23 protein-coding genes are annotated in these 26,758 nt (G+C 65.4%); 21 read left to right on the top strand and 2 right to left on the bottom strand.

The window, feature by feature from the left end; all coding sequences use genetic code 11:
* A complete protein-coding gene (locus tag D6B98_RS17770) occupies positions 1 to 1,266 on the bottom strand; it encodes an extracellular solute-binding protein (RefSeq protein ID WP_126258231.1) in 1,266 nt (421 codons plus the stop codon).
* A 165-nt stretch (positions 1,267 to 1,431) separates the two neighbouring features.
* On the opposite strand from D6B98_RS17770, the gene D6B98_RS17765 reads away from it, so the two are divergent.
* The 21 genes from D6B98_RS17765 (at position 1,432) to D6B98_RS17665 (ending at position 24,582) form a co-directional block, all read left to right on the top strand.
* The gene (locus D6B98_RS17765; protein ID WP_126258230.1) at positions 1,432 to 2,190 is read left to right on the top strand and encodes an SDR family NAD(P)-dependent oxidoreductase; all 759 of its coding nucleotides are present in this window, start codon (positions 1,432 to 1,434) and stop codon (positions 2,188 to 2,190) included.
* Positions 2,191 to 2,413: 223 nt separating this feature from the next.
* Entirely contained in the window at positions 2,414 to 3,664 is a 1,251-nt protein-coding gene (locus D6B98_RS17760; RefSeq protein WP_126258229.1) for an ABC transporter substrate-binding protein, read from the top strand.
* A 128-nt stretch (positions 3,665 to 3,792) separates the two neighbouring features.
* Positions 3,793 to 4,620, top strand: a complete 828-nt coding sequence (locus tag D6B98_RS17755; protein WP_126258228.1) for a helix-turn-helix transcriptional regulator — start codon at positions 3,793 to 3,795, stop codon at positions 4,618 to 4,620.
* Positions 4,621 to 4,821: 201 nt separating this feature from the next.
* On the top strand, positions 4,822 to 5,832 hold the full coding sequence (locus tag D6B98_RS17750) for a branched-chain amino acid ABC transporter permease (protein WP_126258227.1): 1,011 nt from the start codon (positions 4,822 to 4,824) through the stop codon (positions 5,830 to 5,832).
* 1 nt (position 5,833) lies between these two features.
* On the top strand, positions 5,834 to 6,922 hold the full coding sequence (locus D6B98_RS17745) for a branched-chain amino acid ABC transporter permease (protein WP_126258226.1): 1,089 nt from the start codon (positions 5,834 to 5,836) through the stop codon (positions 6,920 to 6,922).
* Complete coding sequence (locus D6B98_RS17740) at positions 6,915 to 7,697, top strand: ABC transporter ATP-binding protein (RefSeq protein WP_126258225.1); 783 nt, start codon at positions 6,915 to 6,917, stop codon at positions 7,695 to 7,697. The genes D6B98_RS17745 and D6B98_RS17740 overlap by 8 nt, the downstream gene beginning before the upstream one ends.
* Positions 7,690 to 9,906, top strand: a complete 2,217-nt coding sequence (locus tag D6B98_RS17735) for an ABC transporter permease (RefSeq protein WP_126258224.1) — start codon at positions 7,690 to 7,692, stop codon at positions 9,904 to 9,906. The genes D6B98_RS17740 and D6B98_RS17735 overlap by 8 nt, the downstream gene beginning before the upstream one ends.
* A gap of 3 nt (positions 9,907 to 9,909) precedes the next feature.
* Positions 9,910 to 10,743 carry a phosphoenolpyruvate hydrolase family protein gene (locus tag D6B98_RS17730; protein WP_126258223.1) on the top strand — a complete coding sequence of 278 codons (834 nt, stop codon included), beginning with the start codon at positions 9,910 to 9,912 and terminating at the stop codon, positions 10,741 to 10,743.
* Between the two features lie 26 nt (positions 10,744 to 10,769).
* On the top strand, positions 10,770 to 13,670 hold the full coding sequence (locus D6B98_RS17725; RefSeq protein ID WP_126258222.1) for a flotillin family protein: 2,901 nt from the start codon (positions 10,770 to 10,772) through the stop codon (positions 13,668 to 13,670).
* A 10-nt stretch (positions 13,671 to 13,680) separates the two neighbouring features.
* Positions 13,681 to 14,118, top strand: a complete 438-nt coding sequence (locus tag D6B98_RS17720) for an SRPBCC family protein (RefSeq protein WP_126258221.1) — start codon at positions 13,681 to 13,683, stop codon at positions 14,116 to 14,118.
* A gap of 90 nt (positions 14,119 to 14,208) precedes the next feature.
* Positions 14,209 to 14,652 carry an SRPBCC family protein gene (locus D6B98_RS17715; protein WP_126258220.1) on the top strand — a complete coding sequence of 148 codons (444 nt, stop codon included), beginning with the start codon at positions 14,209 to 14,211 and terminating at the stop codon, positions 14,650 to 14,652.
* 2 nt (positions 14,653 to 14,654) lie between these two features.
* Complete coding sequence (locus D6B98_RS17710; protein ID WP_126258219.1) at positions 14,655 to 15,473, top strand: FAD binding domain-containing protein; 819 nt, start codon at positions 14,655 to 14,657, stop codon at positions 15,471 to 15,473.
* A 6-nt stretch (positions 15,474 to 15,479) separates the two neighbouring features.
* Entirely contained in the window at positions 15,480 to 15,956 is a 477-nt protein-coding gene (locus D6B98_RS17705; protein ID WP_126258218.1) for a (2Fe-2S)-binding protein, read from the top strand.
* Positions 15,957 to 15,969: 13 nt separating this feature from the next.
* On the top strand, positions 15,970 to 17,562 hold the full coding sequence (locus D6B98_RS17700; RefSeq protein WP_126258217.1) for a xanthine dehydrogenase family protein molybdopterin-binding subunit: 1,593 nt from the start codon (positions 15,970 to 15,972) through the stop codon (positions 17,560 to 17,562).
* A 1-nt stretch (position 17,563) separates the two neighbouring features.
* A complete protein-coding gene (locus tag D6B98_RS17695; protein ID WP_126258216.1) occupies positions 17,564 to 18,586 on the top strand; it encodes a xanthine dehydrogenase family protein molybdopterin-binding subunit in 1,023 nt (340 codons plus the stop codon).
* A gap of 10 nt (positions 18,587 to 18,596) precedes the next feature.
* Positions 18,597 to 19,478, top strand: a complete 882-nt coding sequence (locus D6B98_RS17690; protein ID WP_126258215.1) for an AAA family ATPase — start codon at positions 18,597 to 18,599, stop codon at positions 19,476 to 19,478.
* On the top strand, positions 19,475 to 20,596 hold the full coding sequence (locus D6B98_RS17685) for a vWA domain-containing protein (protein WP_126258214.1): 1,122 nt from the start codon (positions 19,475 to 19,477) through the stop codon (positions 20,594 to 20,596). The genes D6B98_RS17690 and D6B98_RS17685 overlap by 4 nt, the downstream gene beginning before the upstream one ends.
* Complete coding sequence (locus tag D6B98_RS17680) at positions 20,593 to 21,477, top strand: amidohydrolase family protein (protein WP_126258213.1); 885 nt, start codon at positions 20,593 to 20,595, stop codon at positions 21,475 to 21,477. Before D6B98_RS17685 ends, D6B98_RS17680 begins: the two co-directional genes overlap by 4 nt.
* Positions 21,478 to 21,508: 31 nt before the next feature.
* Positions 21,509 to 22,357, top strand: a complete 849-nt coding sequence (locus D6B98_RS17675) for an N-acyl homoserine lactonase family protein (RefSeq protein ID WP_126258212.1) — start codon at positions 21,509 to 21,511, stop codon at positions 22,355 to 22,357.
* Positions 22,358 to 22,377: 20 nt separating this feature from the next.
* A complete protein-coding gene (locus tag D6B98_RS17670) occupies positions 22,378 to 23,952 on the top strand; it encodes an isochorismatase family protein (RefSeq protein ID WP_126258211.1) in 1,575 nt (524 codons plus the stop codon).
* Positions 23,953 to 23,955: 3 nt separating this feature from the next.
* Positions 23,956 to 24,582 carry an FMN-dependent NADH-azoreductase gene (locus D6B98_RS17665; protein ID WP_126258210.1) on the top strand — a complete coding sequence of 209 codons (627 nt, stop codon included), beginning with the start codon at positions 23,956 to 23,958 and terminating at the stop codon, positions 24,580 to 24,582.
* A gap of 562 nt (positions 24,583 to 25,144) precedes the next feature.
* Here the strand turns inward: D6B98_RS17665 and D6B98_RS17660 are convergent.
* Positions 25,145 to 26,641 carry a class II 3-deoxy-7-phosphoheptulonate synthase gene (locus D6B98_RS17660; protein WP_126258209.1) on the bottom strand — a complete coding sequence of 499 codons (1,497 nt, stop codon included), beginning with the start codon at positions 26,639 to 26,641 and terminating at the stop codon, positions 25,145 to 25,147.
* Positions 26,642 to 26,758: the final 117 nt, after the last annotated feature.

Here is a 26,758-nt window from a genome sequence, read left to right as displayed (position 1 = left end):
TCAATTGCCCTGCTTCCACGCCGCCTCGATGGCTTTCGCAGCGTCCTGCGGGTTCATGCTGCCGCCGGCGATTTCCGCGGTGACATCATTGACGACGCGGCCGACGGAGGGGCCGAGGCTCTGGTCATAGAAGTTCTGGTGATAGTTGGACTTCGCCAGATTGGCCGCGATCTGCTTCATGAAGGCGCTGTTGAGGCCGGCCTCGCCGCCCTTGACGACGGGAACGATGAAGTTGCCGGCGGCAAGCCGCGCCTGCACGTCCTTGGAGATAAAGAATTTCAGGAAGTCGGTGGCTTCCTTGGGCGCCCCTTTGGTGATCAACCAGCCGGTGATGCCGCCGAGCGTATCTGACGGCTCACCCTTGCCGCCGGGTACGACCGGAAAATCGAACCAGCCAAGCTTGTCGTCGCCGAGACCGACTTTGTCGGCGGCGAGTGCGCGCTGGGTGTGATAGAAGGACGAGATGGCCAGGATCATCGCGACCTTTCCGTCACCGAAATAGCCGACGGCCTGCGGGTTCTTGAAGCCGAGGAAGCCATTCTGGTACGGCTGTAGATCGACCAGCTGCTTGAACAGCTCGCCGGATCTCTGGAAGGTCTCCCCGGCGAAGCCACCATTCTCACCCTTCAGCGCTGCATCGAAGGCCGGCTTGCCGCCGACGCGCACTGCGAGATGCGTCCAGTAGAAATGCAGCGGCCATTTATCGGCACCGCCAACCACAATCGGCGTAACACCCGCGGTCTTCAGCGTTTTCACCGCGCCGAGCAGATCGTCCCATGTCTTGATCTTACTTGCATCGACATTACCCTTGGCCATCAAATCCTTGTTGTAGAGGAAGCCGACCTGCGATAGCGCGATCGGAAGTCCAAAGACGCGGCCGTTCTGGGTGAAGGCGGCGAGCGCCGCCGGTGCGATCGTGTCGCTGTAGCCGCCGCTCCTCACGGAGTCGGTGATGTCTTCCAGCACGCCCGCCTCGACCTGCGCCTTCAGCACTCCGCCGGCCCAACTATAGATGATGTGCGGCCTGTCCTTCGATTGCAGGATGGTCGGCAGCTTGGCCTTGTAAGCCTCGTTCTCGAGGAACTGCATCTCGACCTTCACACCGGGGTGCGACGCCTCATAGCTGCGTGCGACCTCCTCCCAGATCTTCACCTGGGCCGGGTTGACCTCGATGTGCAGCCATTTGATCGTGGTGTCGGCTGCCGCGGAATTGGCCCAAAGCAGACATGCGGCAGCGGCGAGTCCCAGTTTCCCGAGCGATCTCATCACATCCTCCCAACTGGCTCTTATTCTTTGATCGCAATCCTGCCTTCGATTTTTGAGGTACGCAACTAAAATTCTGATCTATGCACCTCACCGCTGAAATGGCTAAGGTTTAGAAAAAGGTTCGGTGGCGGCCCGCCGCACCGGCCGCAACAAACCGAGGTGCCCATGGCTGCCATCTATTCCGACCTCGCCGGCAAGGTCGTGCTCGTCACCGGAGGTGCAGCGGGAATCGGCGCTGCGATCGTGCGACGCTTCGCGGAGCAGAAATCCAAGGTGGTGTTCTTCGACATCAAGGTCGACGAGGGACAGCGACTGGCGCGTGAGCTGTCCGACCAGGGCATGGCCGCGCATTTCCAGCACATCGACCTCACCGACATCCCCGCGCTCCGTGGCGGCGTCGTCGAGGCACGCAAGGCGCATGGGCCTATCAATATCCTGATCAACAATGCCGCGCATGACGAACGGCACAACACCGAGGAGATGACTCCGGACTATTGGGACGACCGCATCGCAGTGAACCTGAAGCACCAGTTCTTTGCGTCACAGGCCGTGTTGCCGGACATGAAGGCGGCGAATGCCGGCGCCATCGTCAATTTCGGCTCGGTGTCGTGGATCGCCGGACAGGGCGGCATGGCGGCGTACACCGCCAGCAAATCAGGCGTGATTGGGCTGACGCGCTCGCTGGCGCGCGACTACGGCCCTCACAACATCCGCGTCAACGCGATCGCGCCGGGCTGGATCATGACCGAGCGGCAGCTCGAGAAATGGATGACGCCGGCCGGCGAGATCGAGTTGCAGCAGCGACAATGCCTGAAGCGCAGGCTCATGCCGGATGAAGTTGCCAAATTCACCGTCTTTCTCGCGTCCGACGAGGCCTCCGCCTGCACCGCTCAGCACTACATCGTGGATGGCGGCTGGGTGTGAGATGCCGAGGACGGCGGGTGCATCGAGGCACAGCCCGGTCGGCGCTTGCACTGCAAAACAACTTGCGCCGCAACATTCAAAAATGAGACTGCCCGTCAAACCGGACGAGGCGCTCACGCAGGCACCCGCATTCGACTTCGGCTAGCTTCCCTCCAAAGCCGCGGGCCGTTCGAGAGCCACGGGCGTCCCGCGGCAATAAAGCGGTGACACAGGGAGGAGCACAATGTCGAAATGCAGTGTGGGACTGCTCGCGCTGAGCAGCTTGTTTCTTTCGGGCGCGGCGATCGCCCAGGAAAAGATCAAGGTCGGCGTCACCGCGACCCTCGAAGGCACCTACACGGTGCTCGGCGAGGACGGCATCCGCGGCCACCAGACCGCGCTCAACGTGCTGGGCAAGAAGGTCGGCGACAAGGAACTCGAATTCATCATCGCCTCCACGGACGCGACGCCCGACTCAGCGGTTCGTGCCGTGCGAAAGCTGATCGAGCAGGACAAGGTGCAGATCCTGCTGTCTCCGCTGTCTGGTGACGAAGGCATCGCCGTCAAGAATTTCGCAAAGACCCATCCGGAGCTGACTTTCATCAACGCCGCTTCGGGCGCCCAGGAAACGACCTATGTCGATCCCGCCCCGAACTTCTTCCGTTACAACATGGACGGTGCGCAGTGGCAGGTGGGCCTCGGCAAATACGCCTATGACGAGAAGAAGTATCGCAAGATCGCGACCGTCGGCGAGGACTATTCCTTCATCTACACCCAGGTGTTCGGCCTCGTGCTCGAATTCTGCGGCGCCGGCGGACAGGTCACCAACCGGCAATGGGTGCCGCTCGGCACCAAGGACTTTGCCTCGGTCATCGCGGCGCTGCCCGACGATGTCGATGCGATCTATCTGGGCCTCGGCGGCGCCGACGCCGTCAACTTCCTCAACCAGTATCAGCAGGCCGGCGGCAAGGCGCATCTGATGGGCGGTTCCATCATGATCGACCAGACCATCCTGTCGTCCAAGGGCAACGCCAAGAACGCTCTGATCGGCACCATCGCGGCGAGCGGACAGGCCGACACCTGGGAGGATCCGGGCTGGCAGAAATTCGTGAAGGCCTATCAGGACGCCTTCCCGCCCAACAAGCGCTTCCCGAGCCCGTCATTGCTCGCCACCAACTATTACGACTCGACCATGGCGCTGATCCTGGCGCTGCGGCAGGTCAATGGCGATCTCTCCAACAACCAGGCCAAGTACAAGGAAGCCCTCGCCAAGATCGAGATCGACGCGCCTAACGGCAAGATCAAGCTCGACTCCAACCGACAGGCGATCGGCACAAACTTCGTCACCGAAGTCGTCGACGACGGCAAGGGCGCACTGTTCTCGAAGGTCGTGAAGGTGATCCCCAACGTCAACCAGACGCTGGGCTATGACCCTGCAGTGTTCGCAAAGATCGGTTTGCCAAGCCGTACAGTACCGGAATGTAAGAAGTACTGACGTAGTCCCATTGCGGACGATGACTGACCGGGGAGAGATTTGTAAAGGGCGCGACGTGTGCGCACTTGCATTCTCTCCCCGGTTGTTGAACGCTATCGGAAAAAAGAAGAGCTTCTGGGAGGGAAGGCATGAGCCGGGCGCTCGCCGTCTTCCACGGCCGATTCGGCCGGGCGACGGTCTATCAGTTGAACCGCCCTTTCAACATCCACGCGCATCGCGAAGGTCATTTGATCTTCCATGTCGGGGGGCGTCCCGCGTGCATCGATGTCAGCGATGGACGTTACGACCTCACCGAAGGTTCCGTCGTCGCAGTCAATCCATGGGAACCGCATAATTTTCTGCCGTCCGACCTCGAAGGCGGCGCCGTTTTCTTCGTGCTCTATGTCAATGCGGAGTGGTTTGCCCCCGACGCGCCCGGCACAGACCGATTGCGCTTCGGCCGCACCCAGTTCACGAGGTCGGTCGCGCTGGACAAGCATATCAGGCACGCAGCCGCCCTCGTGTGCGGCGCACCCTCGCTCAATAGCCTCGATGGCGAGCTGAGAAGGCTGATCGACATCTGCTACGACGAGAGCTGGCAACAGGCGGAGACCGCGCGCGATCCGCGCGCGAACGGCTCCGTTACCGATTTTCGCGTGCGCAAGTGCATCAAGATGATGTCGGAAAGTCCCGGCGCCGAGATCGAGCTCGACACCATCGCGCGCGAATCCGGCCTGTCGCGACCGCACTTCTACCGGCTGTTCCGCACCCAGACCGGCGTCACGCCGCACCTCTATCTCAACACGCTGATGATGGAGCAGGCGCTGGAGGCGCTGGTGGCGAGCGAGGCGCCGATCGCCGATATCGGCTTCGATCTCGGCTTCTCCTCGCAAAGCGGTTTCACGCGTTTTTTCGCCGCCAATGTCGGCATGGCCCCGACCGATTATCGCCGCGCCGCCAAGGTTTTGCGCGCCTGACGGGCGCGCGAAAAGATACTCACGATCAAATGCGCCCCCGTCAGCCCCACTAGGATGTGCGGAACGCGGTCCCGACAAGAGGATCGCGGTCGACAGGGAGCACACGTTCATGGCAGGGCTTGCAGCCGGTGACGGTCTGCGCGCCCCCTCACCTCGCTTGCAGGGAGAGGGTTGGATTGACGTGGAGACGGAGCGGCGATCATGAGCCGCTTCGTCGAGCGCCATCCCGCCTGGGCATTGATCGTCATCATCGCGGTCGCGGTGGCACTGTGGCTGATCTTCGCGGTGTGGCCGCCGGGCCTCGAAGAGGCTGTCGGCCGCAAGCGGGTGTTCCTCAACGCGCTCTTCAACGGCATCACGCTGGGAGGTCTGTATTTCCTCGTCGCCAGCGGCTTCACGCTGATCTTCGGCCTGATGCGCAACGTCAATCTCGCGCACGGCTCGCTCTATTTGTTTGGCGGCTATGTCGGCTACGCCATCAGCGCCTCCACCGGCTCCTGGGTCCTGTCGTTCATCGTCGCCTTCGTCCTGACCGCGCTGGTCGGCGTGCTGCTCCAGGTTCTCGTGTTCCGCCGCATGGAGGGCCAGGATCTGCGCCAGACCATGGTGACGATCGGGCTCTCGATCGTGTTCGCCGACCTGATGCTGTGGGCCTGCGGCGGCGACTTCTACCAGATCCAGACCCCGAACTGGCTGATCGGCCCGATCGAGCTGCCGCTGCTCACCGCGGTGAAATCCTCGGGGGAGCCGGTCTACCTGCGCTATCCGCTGGTCCGGCTCGTGATCTTCCTGGCCTCCGTCGTCATCGGCATCGCGATGTGGCTCGCGCTCAACCGCACCCGGATCGGCATGATCATCCGCGCCGGCGTCGACGACCGCGACATCCTCGCCGCGACCGGCGTCCGCATCCAGGTCGTCTTCGTGCTCGTCTTCGCGCTCGGCGCCGGCCTTGCCGGCATCGCCGGCGTGGTCGGCGGCACTTTCCAGTCGCTCTCGCCCGGTGAGGACATCCGCTTCCTGCTCGCCTCCCTCGTCGTCGTGATCGTGGGTGGCATGGGCTCGATTCCCGGCGCCGCGCTCGGCGCGCTGATCATCGGCCTCGCCGAGCAGCTCGGCTCGGTCTACATCCCCACCTACGCCATCGTCGTAACCTTCCTGATCATGGTGCTGGTGCTGGCGCTTCGGCCGCAGGGCCTGCTGGCGAGGCGCTGAGATGTCCGTTACTCACGACGCCAGCGTTCAGGTTCACAGGCCCGCGTCAACGGTGGAACGACCGGCTGCACGCGGCTGGCCCGATATCAACAATCCCGCGGCCTGGATCGTAGCGGCCATCCTGCTGATCATGCCGCTGATCGCCAACGGCTTCTTCCTGATCGAGATCTTTGCGACCACCTTGATCCTCGGCACCGTCGCGCTCAGCCTGATGTTCCTGGCCGGATATGGCGGCATGGTCAGCCTGATGCAGCTCAGCATCGCGGGCTTTTGCGCTTACATGGTCGCGGTGTTCGGCGTCAGCGGCAACGCCAGTATCAGCCTCGGCTGGCCGTGGTGGCTGGCGGTGCCGATGGCGCTGACGCTCGCAATCGTCTTCGGCACGCTCGGCGGCGCGCTGGCGGTGCGCACCGAAGGCATCTACACCATCATGATCACGCTGGCGATCGGCGCCGCGTTCTATTACTTCACCAACCAGAACTGGGCGATCTTCAACGGCCACACCGGCATCAACAACGTCGCGACGCCGCGTTTCTGGGGTGTCGACTGGCGGGCGGACATTCCCTACTACTATGTCGTGCTCGCGACGGCCGGGCTCTGCTATTTTGCGGTCGACTACATTTCCCGTGCGCCATTCGGTCTCGCCCTCCAGGGCGTGCGCGACAATCCGCGCCGCATGTCCGCGCTGGGCTTCAACGTCAATGCCCACCGCGTCGCGGCTTATGCGGTGGCGTCCTTCATCGCGGGCCTAGCCGGTGTGCTCCAGGTCTGGAACTACCGCCAGATCTCGCCCGGTTCGGTCAGCGTCGGCGCCTGCATCGACATCCTCATCATCGCCGTCGTCGGCGGCATCACCCGCCCGGTCGGTCCCTATATCGGCGCGCTGGTCTTCGTGCTGCTGCGCACCTTCGCGCTCGACTTCCTCGTCAAGATCGGGCTCGACGGCAACCGTTTCCGCCTGCTGATCGGCCTCGGCTTTCTCGCCATCGTGTTCTGGTCGTCGGACGGCGTGATCGGTCTCTGGCAGCGCTGGCGCCAAAGCCAGCATCGCGAGGTGAACCGCCAAGGCGGAGGGCGCGGCCATGGATAGCGTCGCCCAGCGCCTCTCCGCTGTCGGCGCCGGCGCAGCGCTGGAACTGCGCGGCGTGACGCGGCTATTCGGGGCGCTGGCGGCCTTGACTGACGTCACCATCACCGTGCGTCCCGGCGAACGCCGCGCGGTTCTTGGCTCCAACGGCGCCGGCAAGACCACGCTGTTCAACTGCATCACCGGCGACTTCCCGCCGACATCAGGCACGATCCGCTTCTTCGGCGAAGACGTCACGCATTTCCCGCCCTACGAGCGCATCCGCCGGGGGCTGCGGCGCACCTATCAGATCTCCGCGCTGTTTCCCGGCCTCACCGTGCAGGACAACGTCTACCTCGCCTGCCGCGGCGTCTCGCGCGGACGGTTCTCGTTCCTGCGCCCCGGCCCGAACGACGCGCTGATGCACGCCGCCGACAATCTGGTGCAGGCCGTGCATCTGACTGCGGTCAAGGACCAGCGCGTCGCCGAGCTCGCGCATGGGCAGCAGCGCCAGCTCGAGATCGCACTGGCGCTCGCCGGCGCCCCGCGCTTCGTGCTGTTCGACGAGCCGGCCGCTGGCCTCTCGCCCACCGAGCGCGCCGAGCTGATCGAGATCCTGACCTCGCTGCCGGCCCATATCGGCTACATCATCATCGAGCACGACATGGACGTGGCGCTGCGCGTCGTCGAGAGCGTGACGATGATGCACAACGGCCGCATCTTCAAGGAAGGCCTGCCGGAAGAGATTCAGTCCGATCCCGAAGTGCAGGAGCTATATCTCGGAGGCGGCCATGAATGAGGCCCGCCGCACCTCCGCTGCGCTCGAGGTCCGGGGCCTCGACGTCTATTACGGCCACTCGCATGCGCTCCAAGGCGTCGATCTCACGCTGGAGAGCGGCGTGTTCTCCGTCGTCGGCCGCAACGGCATGGGCAAGACCACGCTGTGCAAGGCCATCATGGGCCTCGTACCGGTCAGCGGCGGCTCGATCCGGGTCCGCGGCGAGGACATCACGCGGCGCCCGCCGGCTCATATCGCGCGTCTCGGCGTCGGCTATGTGCCGCAGGGCCGCCGGCTCTGGCGCTCGCTCAGCGTGGACGAGCATCTCCGTCTTGCCGGCGGGATGCGGTCCGGCGCCTGGACCGTCGAGCGCATCTACGACACCTTTCCGCGCCTCGCCGAGCGCAAGGACCATGGCGGCGGCCAGCTCTCCGGCGGCGAGCAGCAGATGCTGGCGATCGCGCGCGCGCTGCTGACCAACCCGCAATTGCTGGTCATGGACGAACCGACCGAAGGACTCGCGCCCGTCATCGTCGCTCAGGTCGAGGAGATGCTGCTGCGGTTGGGTGAGGACGGCGACATGTCCGTGCTCGTGATCGAGCAGAACATCGGCGTGGCGACCGCGATCTCGCGCAATGTCGCGATCATGGTCAACGGCCGCATCAACCGCATCATCGACTCAGCGCGGCTCGCCGCCGACCGCGAGTTGCAGCAGCGTCTGCTCGGCGTCGGCTTGCATGCCGAGCTTACGCCGGATCTCGACGTGCCGGCGGCAGGCTCAGAGGCGAAGTCGGCGCCGCAGGCCACCCGGCCGAGCGGCCCGATCCGGATCTACATCTCCAACCCGACACCGCCGACACGCTGGTCCCAACCGGCGCCGATCGCACGGATCGAAGCGGCGGCACGCACGCTTTCGACGCAGGTATCGCGCCTCGACGAGACGGCGCGGCGCAAGCGCGAGCCGGCGACGTCCCAGTCGTCAGGGCCGCCGGTCGTGCTGGTCGTCGGCACGCTCGACACCAAGGGGACGGAGCTCCGCTTCATCCGCGACATCGTCGCCGAGAGCGGCCTGCGCACCCGGCTGGTCGACGTCTCCACCAGCGGCAAGCACTCCAGCTGCGATGTCTCCGCGCAGGAGATCGCGCTGAACCATGGCCGCGGCGGGGCTGCGGTGTTCGGCGCCGACCGCGGCGCGGCCGTGACGGCGATGGCGGACGCGTTCGCCAACTGGCTGCGGCGCCAGGGCAATGTCGCCGGCGTGATCTCCGCCGGCGGCTCGGGCGCGGCCTCGCTGGTTGCCCCGGGCATGCGCACCCTGCCGGTCGGCGTGCCCAAACTGATCGTTTCATCCGTCGCCTCTGGCGATGTCGGACCCTATGTCGGCCCCGCCGACATCACCATGATGCACTCGGTCACCGACATTCAGGGACTGAACTCGATCTCGCGTGCAGTGCTGTCGAACGGCGCCAACGCGATCGCAGGCATGGTCAAGGCGCGCCTCGATCAGCGCGAGGCCAGGCAGCGCGCCCCCAGCGCAGGACTACCTGCAGTCGGCATCACCATGTTCGGCGTGACGACCCCGGCGGTCCAGAAGATCGCCGCAGATCTAGGCGAGGACTTCGAATGTCTCGTCTTCCACGCCACGGGCGTCGGCGGCCGCTCGATGGAGAAGCTCGTCGAATCCGGCCAGCTCGCGGGTGTCATCGATATTACGACAACCGAAATCTGCGATTTGCTGATGGGCGGCGTGTTTCCCGCCACCGAGGATCGCTTCGGCGCGATCATCCGCGCCCGGCTGCCCTATGTCGGCTCGGTCGGCGCGCTCGACATGGTCAATTTCGGCGCGCCCGACACCATCCCGGAGCGGTATCGCGGCCGCAAATTCCACGTCCATAATCCGCAGGTAACGCTGATGCGGACGACAGTCGAAGAGAATGAGCGCATGGGCCGCTGGATCGCCGAGCGGCTCAACCAGATGGATGGTCCGGTGCGCTTCTTCCTGCCCGAGGGCGGCGTCTCCGCACTCGATGCGCGGGGCCAGCCATTCTGGGATCCGGACGCCGACACCGCCCTGTTTCGCGCGCTGGAGCGCGATGTGCGGCAGACCGGCAACCGCCGGCTCATCCGCATCCCCAAGAACATCAACGATCCCGATTTCGCCGCCGCCATCGTCAGTGCATTCCGAACCCTGTTCGGCCGCACCGGGGCGCGGCGGAGACTAGCGAGGTGACCGATGGCCCGGTTTGAACGCGCTGCACTCCTGAAACGATTCCGCGAGATGGCGAGCCGCGGCGAGCCGATCGTCGGCGGCGGCGCCGGCACCGGCCTGTCGGCCAAGTGCGAGGAGGCCGGCGGCGTCGACCTCATCGTCATCTACAATTCCGGCCGCTATCGCATGGCCGGTCGCGGCTCGCTGGCGGGGCTGATGGCTTACGGCGATGCCAACGCCATCGTGCTGGAGATGGCCAGCGAAGTACTGCCCGTGGTCAGCAAGACGCCGGTGCTCGCCGGCGTCAACGGCACCGACCCGTTCCGCGACATGGACGTCTTTCTCGACCAGTTAAAGACGCTCGGCTTTGCCGGCGTGCAGAATTTTCCGACAGTCGGTCTGATCGACGGCGTCTTTCGCGCCAACCTCGAAGAGACCGGCATGTCCTACGCGCTGGAGATCGACATGATCGCCAAGGCGCGCGAGAAGGACCTCCTGACGACGCCTTACGTCTTCAGCGAGAAGGAAGCCGCCGCGATGGCGATCGCCGGCGCCGATATCATCGTCTGCCATCTCGGGCTCACGACCGGCGGCACGATCGGCGCGCAGACCGCAGCAAAGCTGAAGGACTGCCCGGCGCGCATCGACATCTGGGCCTCCGCCGCACTCAGCGTCAATCCCGATATTCTGGTGCTCGCTCATGGCGGTCCGATCGCGGATCCCGAGGATGCCGATTTCATCATGAAGAACACCCGCTACTGCCACGGCTTCTACGGCGCCTCTTCGATGGAGCGGCTGCCGGTCGAGCGAGCCTTGACGGACCAGGTACGCAAATTCAAGGCGATCGGCGCGCGATAACGCCGGAACGATCGAGGGAGAGAAACATGTCAGGGATCCTGGTCGGCGAGCTCATCCTCTGGCTGATCGTCGCAGTCGTCGTCATCGTGGTCGGCGTCTACATCGTCAACTGGCTCTACCACCGCTCATCCAAGGAGGTGTCGTTCGTCCGGACCGGCTTCCTCGGCGAGCGCGTCGTGATCAACGGCGGCGCCTTCGTGCTGCCCTTCATCCACGACTACACCTCCGTCAACATGAACGTGCTGCCGATGGGCATCGTGCGTTCAAAGCAGGATGCGGTCATCACCCGCGATCGCATGCGGGTCGACATCGAGGCCGACTTCTACGTCCGCGTCCGGGCGACCCGTGAAGCCGTCTCGATCGCGGCTGCGACGCTCGGCCGCCGCACCATGGAGCCGGAGCAGTTGCACGCGCTGCTGGCCGGCAAGTTCATCTCTGCGATCCGCTCGGTCGCTTCGGAAATGACCCTCGAGGAGATGCATGAGCGGCGCGGCGACTATGTCGAGCGGGTCAAGACCAATGCGGCAGAAGCCCTCGCCCAGAACGGTCTCGAGCTGGAATCGGTCGCCATCACCGATCTCGACCAGACCGACCTCGAATTCTTCAACCCGTCGAACCGGTTCGACGCCGAAGGCTTGACCCGCCTGATGGAGGACATCGAGGCCCGGCGCAAGCTGCGCAACGACATCGAGCAGGACTCGATGATCAAGATCCGCACCCGCAATCTGGAGGCCGAACGTCAGGCGCTCGACATCGAGCGCGAGAGCGAGACCGCGCGGCTGGAGCAGGAACGCGACATCGAAATGCGCCGCGCGCTCCAGCGCACGGAAGTCGCCCGCGAGCGCGCGCTGCGCGAGACCGAGGCCGAGCAGGCCCACATCTCGGCGCGCGAGGCGATCGAACGTGCGCGGATCGCCAATGAGCAGGCGATCGCGGAGGCCCGCATCGCCTCCGAGCGCGAGACCCGCCAGAAGGAGATTGAGCGCACCCGCACCATCGAGGAGAAGGAGCTGCTGGCGCGCGAGGAGATCGAGAAGACCCGGATCACCAACCAGCGCGCGATCGATACGACGCGGATTGCGTCGGAACGCGAAGTCCGCCAGCGCGAGATCGAGCGGATGCGCACCGTGGAGGAAGCCGAGATCGCCGCCCGCGAGGCGATCGAGAAAGCCCGCATCCAGCAGGATCGTGTCGTCACCGATGCCCGCATCGCCAACGAGGAGGAGACAAGGCGCCGCGAGATCGAACGCACCCGTGCCGTCGACGAGGCCGAGATCGCCGCCCGCGAGGCCACCGAAAAGGCACGCATCGCCCAGACCTTGATCGTCAACGTCGAGCGCATCTCCTCCGACGAGCGTACCCGCGCGCTGGAGATCCACCAGGTGCGCACCATCCAGGAGGCCGAAATCGAGGCGCAGCGCGCCGTCGAAGCCGCCCGCATCGCCCGCGAACGGACGCTCGCCGCCGAGCGCATCGCCGCCGAGCAGAATACCCGGCAGCTGGAGATCGAGCGCAACCAGGCCCTCGAAGTCGCCGGCATCGCCGCGCGCGAGACCACCGAGGCCTCGCGCATCGCCCAGGAGGAGCGCGTGCGCTCGCTGGAGATCGCCCGCAACCGGGCCGTCGAGGAAGCCGACATCGCCTCCCGCGAGGCGATCGAGGCGGCGCGCATCGCCCAGGAGAAGGCGGTCGCGGCCGAGCGCATCCAGGCCGAGCGCGACACGCGCTCGCTCGAAATCGAGCGCACCGGCGTGCTGGAGGCCGCCGAGCTGAAGCGGCGCGATGCCATCGAGCGCCAACGCATTACGGTCGATCTCGCGCTCGAAGCCGAGCGCATCAACTCGTCCAAGAAGCGCGAGGTGCTCAACATCGAGCAGAAGAAGGCGATCGAGATCGCCGACGAAGACCGCGTCATCGCACTCTCCGCGAAAAAATCGGAGCGGATCGATGCCGATCGCCAGGTCCGGCAGGCCGAGATCGTTGCCCGCAAGGAGGTCGAGACCACGGACGTCTCGCGCGAGCAGGCGCTGGAAGCCGCGCGCCTCGAGCGCCGCCGCGCCATCGAGCAGCTCGAGGTCGCCCGCGTCCAGTCGCTGCAGGAGGCCGAGATCGCCTCCCGCGAAGAGGTCGAGCGCGCCCGCATCGCGTCCGACCGCGGCCTCGACGAGGCTCGCGTCGGTCGCGAGCGCGAGCTGCGCAAGCTCGAGGTCAACCGCGAAAAGGAGGTCGAGACGGTCCTGATGGAGAAGGCGATCGCCATCCACCAGAAGTCGCTGGAAGAATCCGCGGCCAAGGCGATGGCCGAGGAGGCGCGGATGCGGGCGACGGAAGCAACCGAGCGCGTCATTACCGCCCGCGAGAGCGAAATCGCAAAACGCCGCAAGACCGTCGAGGTGATGCTCGCCGAGAAACAGGCCGAGGAGACCCGCATCGCCGCGGAGGCCGAGCGCGTACGCGCGGCCGTCGAAGCCGAGGCGCAGCGGATGCTCAACGAGGCCGAGAACGTGCTCACCGACCAGGCGCGCTACTCTCTGTTCCGCAGAAAGCTGCTCGACCGGATCGAAGGCATCGTACGCGAAAGCGTCAAGCCGATGGAGAAGATCGAGGGCATCCGCATCCTCCAGGTCGACGGCCTCAACGGCCACGGAAACGGCAATGGCGGCCGCAGCGCCACCGACGAGGTCATCGATTCCGCGCTGCGCTATCGCGTCCAGGCGCCCCTGATCGACTCCATCCTGTCCGACATCGGCGTCGAGGGCGGCAGTCTTTCGAAAATGCCGGGCCTGATCCGCGAGGCCCGCGACATGCAGGGAATCAAGGAGTCCGCACGCAAGAGCGCCGGTGGCGGCGACAAGCCGGCCGCCTCCCCGCCTGCGGCCGAGGGTGGCGAACCGCCGACCGAGCGCGGGCCGAGGAAGAAGAGCTGAGGTCGCGCCCATGGCCCGCGTCTATGTCTCCACCGTCGTCAACGCCCGCAACGACCGCGTCTGGGCGCGGGTGCGCGATTTCAACGGTCTGCCGAACTGGCATCCGGCCATCGCCGAAAGCCGCATCGAAGGCGGGGAGCCCTCGGACAAAATCGGTTGCGTCAGAGATTTCCGCCTGCGCAACGGCGACCGCATCCGCGAGAAGCTCTTGGGCCTCTCCGACTACGACATGTTCTGCACCTATTCGATCCTGGAATCCCCGATGGGCGTCGAGAACTACGTCGCGACGCTGCGGCTGACCCCCGTCACCGACGGCGACCAGACCTTTGTGGAATGGACCGCCGAGTTCGACTGCGCGCCGGAGCGCGAGGCCGAACTCGTCGGCAATATCGGCGGCGGCGTGTTCCAGGGCGGGTTCGACGCGCTGAAGCGCGTGTTCGGAGGCTGACGTGACCAGACCACCTGTTTCGATCAAGGCTCACTGCGCCCCCTCGCCCCGCTTGCGGGGAGAGGTGAAGAAAACGACAAAGGGCTAGCCGTGCCGCATATCGTCAAGAGCACGATTTTGGACGCGCCGACCGATGCGGCGTGGGCCATGCTGCGCGATTTCAACGGGCACGATCGCTGGCATCCCGCGGTCGCGACCTCCTCCATCGAGCGTGCGCAGTCCTCCGACAAGATCGGCTGCGTCAGGCGTTTCAAGCTCAAGGACGGCTCCGAGCTGCGCGAGCAGCTGCTGGCGCTGTCCGACCTCGAACAGAGCTTCAGCTATTGCCTGCTCGATACCCCGATCCCGATGTTCAATTACGTCGCCCATGTCCGCTTGCTGCCCGTCACCGACGGTGACCGCACCTTCTGGCATTGGGAGTCCCGCTTCACCACGAAGCCCGAGGACAAGGACCGCATCACCCATATGGTCGCTGAAGACATCTATCAAGCCGGTTTCGATGCGATCCGCCGACACCTAAAGGAGGCCGCATAATCATGGCCGTGACGGTCAAGACCTTTACAAGCGCCAGCGAAGCGGCCGGAGCCCTGTCGTCGGATCGCAGCGCGCGCTATCTCGGCGGCGGCACGCTGGTGATGCGCGCGTTGAACGAGGGCGACGTGTCGATCTCGACCGTCGTCCGCGCGCAGGATCAGGCCCTCACCCGGATCGACGCATCGGGTCCGCGCATCACGTTGGGGGCCGGCGTCACCTTCGCCCGCATCCTCGCCGAACGCGACCTCGCCTTCCTGCATGCTCCTGCCCGCTCGATCGGCGGTCCAGCCGTGCGCAACATGGGTACCGTCGGCGGCAACCTCTTTGCGCCAACTCCCTATGGCGATTTCACCGTCGCGCTGCTGGCGCTCGATGCCACCGTGGCCGTGCAAGGCGGCTTTGGCGCGCGCGACATTCCGATCGAGGAGTTCCTGCAGGCGCGCGACCGGCAGGCCGGGACACTCGTGCTGTCGGTGTCCTGCACCCGGCCAGGCAGCGCCGAGACGTTCCGCTATCGCAAGATCGCCCGCATCAAGCCGAAGGGCGGCTCGGTCATCACGCTGGCCGCGTATCTGCCGATCAGCGGCGGCCGGATCGCGGGCGCTCGCATCGCGCTGGGATCGATGGCGCCGACGCAGATCCGCGCCCGTGCCGCCGAGCGGGCGCTGGAGGGCCGCTCGCTGGATGCCGCCACCATCGCGGCCGCTGCATCCGCAGCGACCGAAGGAACGTCGCCATCCGACAATGCGCTCGGCAGCGCCTGGTATCGCCGCGAAATCGTCGGCGTCCACCTGCGGCGCCTGCTGTCGGGACAGGACTAGAGCCCCATGTCGAAAATCCCGCTTCAATTTCGTCACAACGGCCGCGACATCGCGATCTTCGTCGAGGGTGGCACCAATCTGCTGGTCGCGTTGCGCGAGCTGATCGGCGACATGACGCCGAAATTCGGCTGCGGCCAGGGCGGCTGCGGCACCTGCAGCGTGCTGGTCGACGGCGAGCTGCACCTGTCCTGCCTGACGCTCGCCGAGACGGTCGCCGGCCGCTCGATCGAAACGCTCGACGGCATGAAGCAGGGACCGAACCTGCATCCGCTCCAGCGTGCCTTTGCCGACCATTTTGCCGCCCAGTGCGGCTATTGCACGCCGGGCATGCTGATGGCCGCAAAGGCCCTGCTCGACCGCAATCCCTCGCCGAGCCGCGACGAGGTCGTGGAGGCCATCTCCGGCAACATCTGCCGCTGCACCGGCTATGAGCCGATCATCAATGCCATTCTCGCCGCCGCAGGCGGCCGGGTCAGCGCCTGAAGGACGCCGCGCCATGCTGGAACTGCGCAAGGACATCTTCGCCGACGAGCGCGACGATAATCTCAAGGAAATCGGCAAGGGCACCCAGCGCCAGGACATGCTCGGGCACATCACGGGCACCTCGAGCTATTTCAATGACCATCAACTGCAAGGCATGTTGCACCTGAAGGTCGTGCGCTCGACACAGGCCCATGCGCGGCTGCGCCGCATCGATACCACGGACGCAGAACGCTCGGCCGGCGTCCGCCGGATCATTCGCGGCGCCGACGTTCCGGTCAATCTCAACACGCTTCTCAGCCTGATCAATTTCGGCAAGGACGACGAGCCCTCGCTGGCGGTCAACAAGGTGCGCTACAAGGGCGAGCCGATCCTCGCCATCGTCGCCGACAGCGAGCGCGAGGCGTTCGAGGCGATCGCAAAGGTCAGGATCGACTATGAGCCTCTGCCGACCGTGTTCGACGTCGAGGACGCGCTGAAACCCGGCGCCCCCGTGGTCAACGAGACCTATCCGAAGAACGCCTTCATCTATCACGACGCCTACGACCATCAGCGCCTGCGCTTCGGCGATGCGGACGCGGCGCTTGCGACCGCCGACCACGTGCTGGAACAGCGCTACCAGATGTCGCCGATCGAGCACGCGCCGACCGAGACCAACGGCGCCATTGCCGCGCCCGACACCAACGGACGCTACGTCGTCTACACCTCGACCCAGGCGCTGTTCTTCTCGGTCGACACCTGCGCCAAGATCCTGGATGTGCCCTCCAACACCTTCCACTTCATCGGCGGCACCGTCGGCGGCGGCTTTGGCGGCAAGGTCGATACCTTGACCGAGCCGCTCGCCATTCTCGGCGCAATGCTGACCGGGCGACCGGTGCGCTACGTGTTCGGGCGCGAGGAGGAGATGCAGTATGGCCCGCCGCGCGGCGCCGAGCGCATCTACATCAAGGACGGCGTCATGCGCGACGGCCGCATCGTCGCGCGCAAGATCCGGGCCTATTTCGACAGCGGCGCCTATACAAGGCTGTCCAGCTACGCCGCCGTGAAATGCGCCGCGCATCTGCCGGGCCCCTACACCATCCCCAACGTCTACGGCGATGTCTATTGCGTCTTCACCAACCGCACGCCGGCGACCGCGATGCGCGGCTTCGGCGTCACCGCGATGGATTTTGCCATCGAGTGCCAGATGGACAAGCTCGCAAATCTCGTCGGCATGGACCCGATGGAGTTTCGCATTCTCAACGCCTATCGCGACGGCGACATGAAGGCACATCGACGTGAGGCGAAGAACACGGCTCTCATCGAATGCGTGCAGGTCGCGGCCGAAAAGGCCAAATGGCCGATCCGCGACGAGTTCAAGCGCGCCTCCTCGCGCAAGGACGGCGGCGGCAGCCGCGCCGTGGTCCCGCCGACGCCGACGGATTCCTCGCGCGCGAGGCCGACGCCGGTCCAGCAGCGCACCAGCTATGACCGCGCGCCCGTGACCGCGACACGGCAGCCGCCGCGCGATCCACCGCCGCCGGCGCCGCCGCCTCCCCCGCCGCGCCCGGCCGCGCCGTCGCACGGCGCCACGCGGTTCTCATCCGTGTTCGGGACTAGGAGACGCTGACATGACCCGGCATCGCGGACGCGGCATGGCGTCGATCAACTATCCCATCGGCATGAACCTCGGCGGCGATCCGAGCCAGGCCCTGGTCCACTCCAATCCCAGCGGCAAGTTCACGGTCGCGTTGTCCTCGATCGACCTCGGCCAGGGCATGAAGTCGGTGACGCGGCAGATCTGCGCCGAAACGCTCGGCGTTCCCGTCGAGGACGTCTATGTCGACACCGCCGATTCCGACACCGGCCCGCACTGCATGGGCTCGTTCGCCTCGCGCGGCACCCACCGTGTCGGCAATGCGGTGATGGCCGCGGCCCGCGAGGCGCGCGGGGTGATGATGGAAGCGGCGGCCGAGGAGCTGGAGGTCAACGCCGCCGACCTCGAGACCGACGGGCGCGGCAACATCCACGTCAAGGGCGCGCCGCACCGCTCGATCTCGACCAAGGACGTCGCGATTGCCGCGCAGTTCAGGCAGGGCAAGACCATCTCGGGCCGCGGCATCTTTCTGGTCCCGCTCTCCGATGTCGATCCGGAGACCGGCGAGATGTCGCCGGCGACCTGTTACGCCCATGCCTGTCTCGTCGCAGAAGTCGAGGTCGATGACGAGACCGGCGAGGTCGCGATGGTCCGGATGGATTCCGCCTATGAGCTCGGCCGCGCGCTCAACCCGCGTCTGGTCGAACAGCAACTGGTCGGCGGCGCCTGGATGGGGGTCAGCCATGCGCTCTACGAGACCCCGGAGCCCTATTATCCCGATCCCGTTCATGGGCCCCGCGACTTCGTCGAATATTTGATGCCCGGCCCCGGCGACATCTGCCCGCACGATATCGCGGTACTGGAGCGTCCGGCGCCCGATGGCCCCTTCGGGGCCAAGGGACCTGGTGAGATGTGCGCCAATCCGGTGCTGCCGGCCGTCGCGAACGCGATCTTCAACGCCGTCGGCGTCCGCATCGACGACCTGCCGATCACGCCCGAAAAAGTGCTGCGCGCGATCAAGGCCCAAGGTGGCGCGCGGCCGCAGGCGCGGCGTTAGAGGATCGGCCGTGGCGGTCCGCAGCAACATCGTCGGTATCGACAGCCCGGAGGCGCTGGAGAAAGCGCTGCGCGCGGCCTATTACCTCGCCGACGAGGGACTTGCGACCGCCGCCTATCTCGGCCTCGCACTCGGCAAGCCGCTGCTGCTGGAGGGCGCGCCGGGCGTCGGCAAGACAGAAGCCGCAAAAGCGATCGCTGCCGTGCTCGGCCGCCGCCTGATCCGCCTGCAATGCTACGAGGGCATCGACGCGTCTGCCGCACTCTATGAGTGGAACTATCCGCGCCAGATGCTGGCGATCCGCCAGGCTGGGGACGAGAGCATCGATATCTATGGCGAGGCTTTCCTGATCGAACGTCCCATGCTGGCCGTGCTTCGCGCTCCCGATTCGACTGTGCTCCTGATCGACGAAATCGACCGCGCCGACCAGGAGTTCGAGGCGTTCCTGCTGGAATTCCTCTCGGACTTCCAGATCTCGATTCCCGAGCGCGGCACCGTGCGCGCCGCCGAGCGGCCCGTCGTCGTGCTGACCTCGAACCGGACGCGCGATCTTCATGAAGCCCTGCGGCGTCGCTGCGTCTATCACTGGATCGACTATCCGACCGCGGAGCGCGAGGCACGGATCATCATGATGCGCGCCTCCAGCGTCGCCGAGGCCACAGCCCGCGCCGTCGTCGCCGCCGTGGAAAGATTGCGGCGCGAGCCCCTGAGCAAGGCGCCCGGCATCGCCGAGGCTGTCGACTGGGCCGAAGCCGCGACGCTCCTCAACAAGGGCGGCGCGCGCTGGCCCGACGCCTTCAAGCGGTCGATCGGCGTGGCATTGAAGGATGAGGAGGATTTGCACTTCATCTCGCCCCGGCTCGACGCCATGCTCGCGGAGGCAACCGCATGAGTACCGAGCCCCGGCTTCCGCGCGCCGCCCGCGTCTTCGTCTCCTTCGTTGCGCTGCTGCGTGCCAACAATTTTGCCGTCGCGCCGGAACAGACCACCGCGTTCCTCGCCGCGATCGAGCTGCTCGGCCCGCGTGACCTCAAGGATATCAGGCAGGCGGCGCTCGCCACCCTCGCCCCGCCGCCCGAGCGCCGCACCACTTTCGACCGGCTGTTCGATCTGCACTTCCGCGGCAGCGAGGCGATCGAGCGCGCCGACGACGGCGAAGAGGACGAAACCGTCCGGCTTCAGGAAGAAGGCCGCGGCGACGAGGAGCCAATGCTGTCCGATGACGCCAATGAATCCGGCCTGACTGCCACACGTACCGAGGCGCTCGTCGAGCGCCGCTTCGCGCAAATCTCCACGACCGACGCACTGCGCCGCCTGGCGCGCGAGGCTCCACGACGCCTGCCGCGGCGGCGCGGTCACCGTCGCATGCGGACCCGCCGCGGTCCGTTTGCCGATCTCCGCCGCACCTTGCGTGACAGCGTTCGCAGCGACGGCGAGATCCTGCGGCTCGGCCACATGAAGCGGCGTCAGCGCCCGCGCAAGATGCTGCTGCTGATCGACGTCTCCGGTTCGATGAAGAGCCGCACCGAGGAGAATATGAAGCTCGCGCATGCGCTGGTGCAGGCTGCGCCCAATGTCGAGGTGTTCACCTTCGGCACGCGGCTCACCCGCGTCACCCGTCCGTTGCGCCTGAAGCGCCGCGAGCAGGCACTGAACGCGGCCGCGCATCTGGTCAGCGACTGGGACGGCGGCACGCGCATCGGCGACGCGCTCCAGGCCTTCCTCGCCGTGCCCCGCTTCGGCGGCTATGCCCGCGGCGCCGCTGTCGTAATCGTCTCGGACGGATTGGAGCGCGGCGAACCCGATGCGCTGCGCGATGCGGTCGCAAAGCTGTCACGGCGGGCCTGGCGGGTGAGCTGGCTGACGCCACTGGCGACAAGCCCCGGCTTCCGGCCTCAAACCGAAGCGCTCATGGCCATCGAGCGCTTCGTCGACGACCTCGTCGACGGCGGCTCGAGCGCGTCGATCGTCGCACACCTTCTGGCATTGGGACGAAGGAGAGCAGCGTGACCGATATGATCGACGGGCATCACCACATCTGGCGCCAGACCGACCTGCCCTGGCTGGTCGGCCCGATGCAGCCCCGCATCTTCGGACCCTACGAGCCAATCCGGCGCGATTATCCGATCCAGGAATATCTCGACGACCTCAAAGGCACCGGCGTCACCCGCTCGGTCTACGTCCAGACCAACTGGGCCAACGACCGTTTCGAGGACGAAGCCGCCTGGGTCCAGCAAACCGCCGACGCGCATGGCTGGCCCCATGCCATTGTCGCCTACGCCAATTTCGCCGTGGACGACGTGCGCCCGCAGCTCGACCGCCTGAAGCGCTATTCCCTGGTGCGCGGCGTCCGGATGCAGCTGCACTGGCACGAGAACCCGCTCTATCGCTTTGCAGCCCGCGCCGATCTCTGCGCCGATCCGATGATCCAGCGCAACATTGCGCACCTTGCCGACTATGGCTGGAGCTTCGATTTGCAGGTGTTCACGCCGCAAATGCCGCAGGCCGCTGCGCTCGCAGAAGCCTGCCCCAACGTGACCTTCATCCTCGAGCATGCCGGCATGCTCGAGGACCTCTCGCCCGCCGGCCGCGCAGCCTGGCGCGCCGGCGTCGCGCGGCTGGCAGCCTGTCCGAACGTGGTCTCGAAGCTGTCGGGGCTCGGCACCTTCATCCATCGCAACGACCCCGCGCATATTGCCGCCGTCGTCACTGACACGGTCGCGATCTTCGGCGCCGAACGCTGCCTGTTCGGCTCCAATTTTCCGATCGAGAAATTATGGACCAGCTATCGCGAGCTCGTCGATGCGTTTCGCGCAGCCGCTGCGCCGCTGAGCGCCGAGCAGAAGGACGCGATCTTCAAGACGACGGCAATGCGCGTCTACCGGCTTTGACAGGCAAGGGACAGGACAGGGAGAGCAACGAATGGCGCTGGAGATCAAGATCCTGGACTATGGCGATATCGAGCTGGAATCGAGCTTTCTGGTTCTCGGCCGCGATTGCGGTCGCACCCGCCGCGTCCTCACCCTCGGCTTCCTGATCCTCGGCGGGAAATACCCGGTCGTGGTCGACACCGGCTACCGCTCCAACCAGATCATGGAAACGCTGGGCATGCGCGGGCTTCAGTACCACGAGAACATGATCGAGAACCAGCTGGCGCGCCACGGCGTGCGCATGGGCGACGTCCGCTTCGTCTGCCACACCCATCTGCACATCGACCATGCCGGCAAGGACGATCTGTTTCCGATGAACACGACCGTGGTGCTCAACCGCAAGGAGCTGGAATATTCCGTCTCCGGCCTGATGCATCCGCAATACCCGGCGCCCGACATCAAGCACCTGATCGACCGCCTGCATACCAAGAGCGCGCTGCGTTTCCTTGATCTCGAGATCACCGGCCCGATCGAGCTGATGCCCGGCGTCTATTGCGACGCCGCCAATGCGCATACGGAGGGATCGATGAACGTCATCGTCGAGACCGCCGACGGCATCGCGACCATCTGCGGCGACGTGATCTACGACTTCAACGACCAGATCGTCACGCCCTTCAACGAGATCCACGACTGGGAGCCGCGCACCACCGGCAACCACGGCACCAGCAAGCGGGCGGAGAAGGCCTCGATCAAGAAGCTGCTCAGCAGTTCGCGCTATCTGCTGCCCGTGCACGACCGTCCCGCCAAGATCGAAGGCGGCAACGTCGTCGGGCGCCTGCACGATCAGGTCCCCGGACCGATCGTGCAATCGCTGCCGGCACGCAACTGGTTTCCGGCGTAACGTGACTTGAGGATCGAGCGATGACCCACGTCACCTTGCGAAGCGAATTCGAGACCCTGATCGACCCCTACGCGCCGGTCGCGCAGGTCGGCACTGGCTTCGACTTCACCGAGGGACCGGTCTGGCATCCGATCGATCACTATCTGCTGTTCTCGGACATGCCTGGTGACGTGCGGCGGCGCTGGGACCCGCGGCGCGGCGTCACCGAGGTCAAGCGCCCGTCGAACAAATGCAACGGCATGACCTATGACGCCGAGCTCAACCTGATCGTCTGCGAGCACGCGACCTCGCAGCTCATCCGCGAGCGACCGGACGGCCGGCGCGAGGTGCTCGCCTCGCACTTTCAGGGTCAGGAGCTGAACAGCCCGAACGACGTCTGCGTGCACTCCTCCGGCGCGATCTATTTCTCGGACCCGTGGTACGGCCGCATGCCGGTCTATGGCGTCGAGCGACCGCGGCAACTCGGGTTCCAGGGCGTCTATCGCGTCGTGCCCGGCGGCGAGCCGAAGCTCGTGGTGGACCGCACCCTGTTCGACCAGCCGAACGGATTGTGCTTCGCGCCGGACGAGAAGCTGCTCTATGTCAACGACACCGTCCAGGCGCTGATCCGCGTGTTCGAGGTCGCTGGCGACGGCTCGCTGTCCAATGCGCGCGTGTTCGCCAGCGGCATCCGCTCCGAGCTCGAGCCCGGACTGCCCGACGGCATGAAGTGCGACCAGCACGGCAATGTCTGGGTCACCGCGCCGGGCGGCGTCTGGGTTTATTCGCCGCGCGGCGAATTGCTCGGCAAGGTCCGCCTTCCCGAGCTGGTCGCCAACCTCGCCTGGGGCGGCCCGGATTTCCGCACGCTGTATCTGACCTCGACGCACTCGGTCTACGCTATCCCGACCAAGGTCGGCCCACGCCATGAGCCATATATGAACGCCAGACCTGCAAGTGGCACCGCGGCTGCCGGCTCCGCACCTGCTGCCCCCATCCTGGCCGACGGCGAGATGCATCTCGACCCGCAGCGCTGTGCCATGATCATCCAGGATCTTCAGAATGACGTCATCATGGCCGGCGGCGCGTTTGCCGAGTCCGGAGCGCCGGAGCATGCGCGGCAGCAGCACGTTGTCGAGAACGTTCGCCGTCTTGCCGAGACCGCGCGGGCCCGCGGCGTCGTCATCATCCATGTCTGGTTCGTCGTCGAGCCGGGCGCGCCCGGGGTAACGCTGAACGCCCCGCTGTTCGAAGGCCTGGTCGACAGCAAGGCGATGGTGCGCGGCAGCTGGGGCGCGGCGCCCGTGTCGGGTCTCGAGCCAAGGCCCGGCGATTTCGTGGTCGAGAAGATGCGGATGAGCGCCTGGGAGGGCACGCGGCTGGAGACGATCCTGAAGGCGACCGGCCGCGACATGATCATCAACACCGGCGCCTGGACCAACATGTCGATCGAGCACACCGCCCGCACCGGCGCCGACAAGGGCTATTTCATCATCGTGCCCGAGGATTGCTGCTCGACCATGAATGCCGATTGGCACAACGCCTCGATCAACTTCGCCATGCAGAACGTCGCGATCGTCACCCGGGCGGACGCCGTCATCCGGGCGTTGGGATGACCGGTGGCCAAGCTCCTGCATCTGTCCTGCTCGCCCCGCCCCGACTCCGAGTCGAGCGCCGGCGCGCGCGTCTTCCTTGACGGGTTTCGGCAAGCGCGGCCCGACTGGGACATCGACGTGATGGACCTCTGGCGCGAGCGGTTGCCGGAATTCGTCGGTCCCATCGTCGAGGCCAAATATGCGCGAATGAAGTCGCAGCCGTTCGACGACGCGCAGCGCCGCAGCTTTTCCGAGGCGGAGCGGATCGCGTTGCGCTTTTCGCTGGCAGATCGCGTGCTGATCTCGACGCCGATGTGGAATTTCGGCATCCCCTACAAGCTGAAGCAATGGTTCGACATCGTCATCCAGCCCGGCCTGACATTCCGGTTCGATCCAGCGCAGGGCTATCTTCCCCTGCTCAAGGACCGACCAACCATCGTCATCCTGGCCTCCGGCGGCGATTTTGTCACCGGCATGAATCGCGGCCGCATCGACATGGCGACGCCCTATCTGCGCGAGGCGCTTCGCTTCATCGGCATCAGCGACGTGCGCTTCGTGCCGATCGGACCGACGACGGGGCCGACCGAGCCAATCCACGCTGCGCGCGAGGCGGCGTATCGGCGACTGGGGACGATGGCTGCGCGGTTTTGATCAGCGCGTACGCATCCGGTGCGACAACGGCAGCTTCACCCGCCCAGCCTGTATCGAAGTGGATTTTGGTGGCGATCTTCCGCGACGAGATGTTCGCGGACTTCACTGCGACGTGGCTGCTGATCCATGCAACGCGTCGCGAACGGGGACTTACGGAAGTCTGGATGGCATCTACGCCAATCCGTTCGAACAGCAGGTGACACAACACTTCTCAACCGGAACGAAGCGTACCGCCGTAGCTGGTACATTTCTGCACCCGAATGAGACATTTCTCGTAGCCATCGTCGTTTGGAGGCATTCGGATCTTTTCTCGCTGATCTCGGCCGCGTCAGCCTTACCGGCAAAGCGACTGAAGAATCCCCAACGAATTCGCGAACGCAAAGAGCGCGCCCGCGATGCCGCCGCCGGCGTGCCCGAGAGCTGCTCAACAAGTCCGTTATACTCATCTAGCGAAGTGAGTATAAATGGGCTGGACGCCAGGTTCCTCGCCTATTACGGCTCGATCGGTAGCCTCCGGTCGTCACGTCGCCGCTGCGTTGGCCGCAAAACGTGAGCGCTATATCTACGCAACATGGGTTCTGCCCTCCGAGCGGGCGCCCGCCGTTCGAAGCTGCTTGCCAGCCATACGCTCTGTCCTGGACATCTCCGCAATCAGAAGCGCCAGCTCAAGGGCCTGGTTGGCGTTCAATCGCGGGTCGACTGCGCTCTGGTACCGCCGCGACAACGACTCATCCGTGATGGACCCGGCACCGCCCGTGCATTCGGTAACGTCCTCGCCAGTCATCTCGAAATGCACGCCGCCCGGATGGGTGCCCTCGGCCCGATGCACGTCGAAAAAATCAAACACTTCCGACGCAATTCGATCGAACGATCGCGTCTTGTAGCCCGACCGCGAGGTGACGGTATTGCCATGCATCGGGTCGCAGACCCAGACGACGACCCTGCCTGCATCACGGACCCGGCGAAGCAGCGGCGGGAGCTTTTGCCTCACCTTGTCGGCTCCCATGCGGACAATCAGCGTCAGGCGGCCGGGCTCGTTGTTGGGATTGAGGACGTCGATCAACCGCATCAGGTCGTCGGGTTCAAGGGAGGGCCCGCACTTGAGGCCCAGCGGATTCTTCACCCCGCGCAAGAACTCGACATGCGCTCCATCTATCTGGCGCGTGCGGTCTCCGATCCAAAGCAGATGGCCGGACACGTCGTACCAATCGCCGGTGTCACTGTCGATCCGGGTCAAAGCCTGCTCATACGGCAGCAGCAGGGCCTCGTGACTAGTGAAAAATTCTGTCAGACGAAACGCCGACGTGGTCTCCCCTGCGGCGCTACAGGCCGCCGCGAACTCCAACGCTTCGTCGAGCCGACTGGCGAAGTTCTGGTAGCGCTCGGCCCACGGCAATCGGTCAATCAAACGAAGGTTCCACTGGCGTACCTTGTCCAGATTGACATAACTTCCCTGGGAGAAGGCGCGCAGCAGATTCAGGGTTGCGGCCGATTGGTTGTAGGCTTGGACCATGCGGGCCGGGTTGGGCATGCGCGCCGCCTCGTCGAAATCGGGAGCATTGACAATGTCACCACGATAGGACGGCAGCGAAACGCCTTCGATGACCTCCAGCTCGGCAGAGCGTGGCTTGGCAAACTGTCCGGCCACGCGGCCGACTTTCACAACCGGCAGGCCACAGCCGAAAGTCAGAATAACCGCCATCTGCAGCAGCACGCGGTACGTGTCTCGAATCTTGTCCGGATGAAACTCGGCGAAGCTTTCGGCGCAGTCGCCGCCCTGCAGAAGAAACGCCTTACCCTCAGCGACGCGTGCGAGCGCCACCTTGAGCGACCGCGCCTCGCCGGCAGAAACCAACGGCGGATAATTGCGCAGGATCTGCTCCACCGCGACCAGCATTCCCGGGTCGCGGTATTGTGGCATCTGCCTCGCAGGCTTCTCGCGCCAGGACCTTGGGGTCCAACCATGCGAGGGAGCAGCCTCGTCTGAAGCCGGCAGGTCGGTCGCGCGAACATACTGAAAATGATCCGAGACCGGGACCTTCAACCACACGTCGTTCATCCGCGGGCTCCTTCCGGAATACAGCCTTACAAGTCTTGTCGACAGATCGAGAGATGGAGCTTCTTCACGTAGCGACGCACAAGCATGTCGACACAGGCCAACGCGTCGGCTTCCGTG

The sequence above is a fragment of the Bradyrhizobium sp. LVM 105 genome, assembly GCF_003957705.1.
Taxonomy (GTDB): domain Bacteria; phylum Pseudomonadota; class Alphaproteobacteria; order Rhizobiales; family Xanthobacteraceae; genus Bradyrhizobium; species Bradyrhizobium frederickii.
The sequence above is the reverse complement of the archived record's forward strand: the minus strand, read 5'-3'. Positions and strand labels throughout refer to the sequence as shown.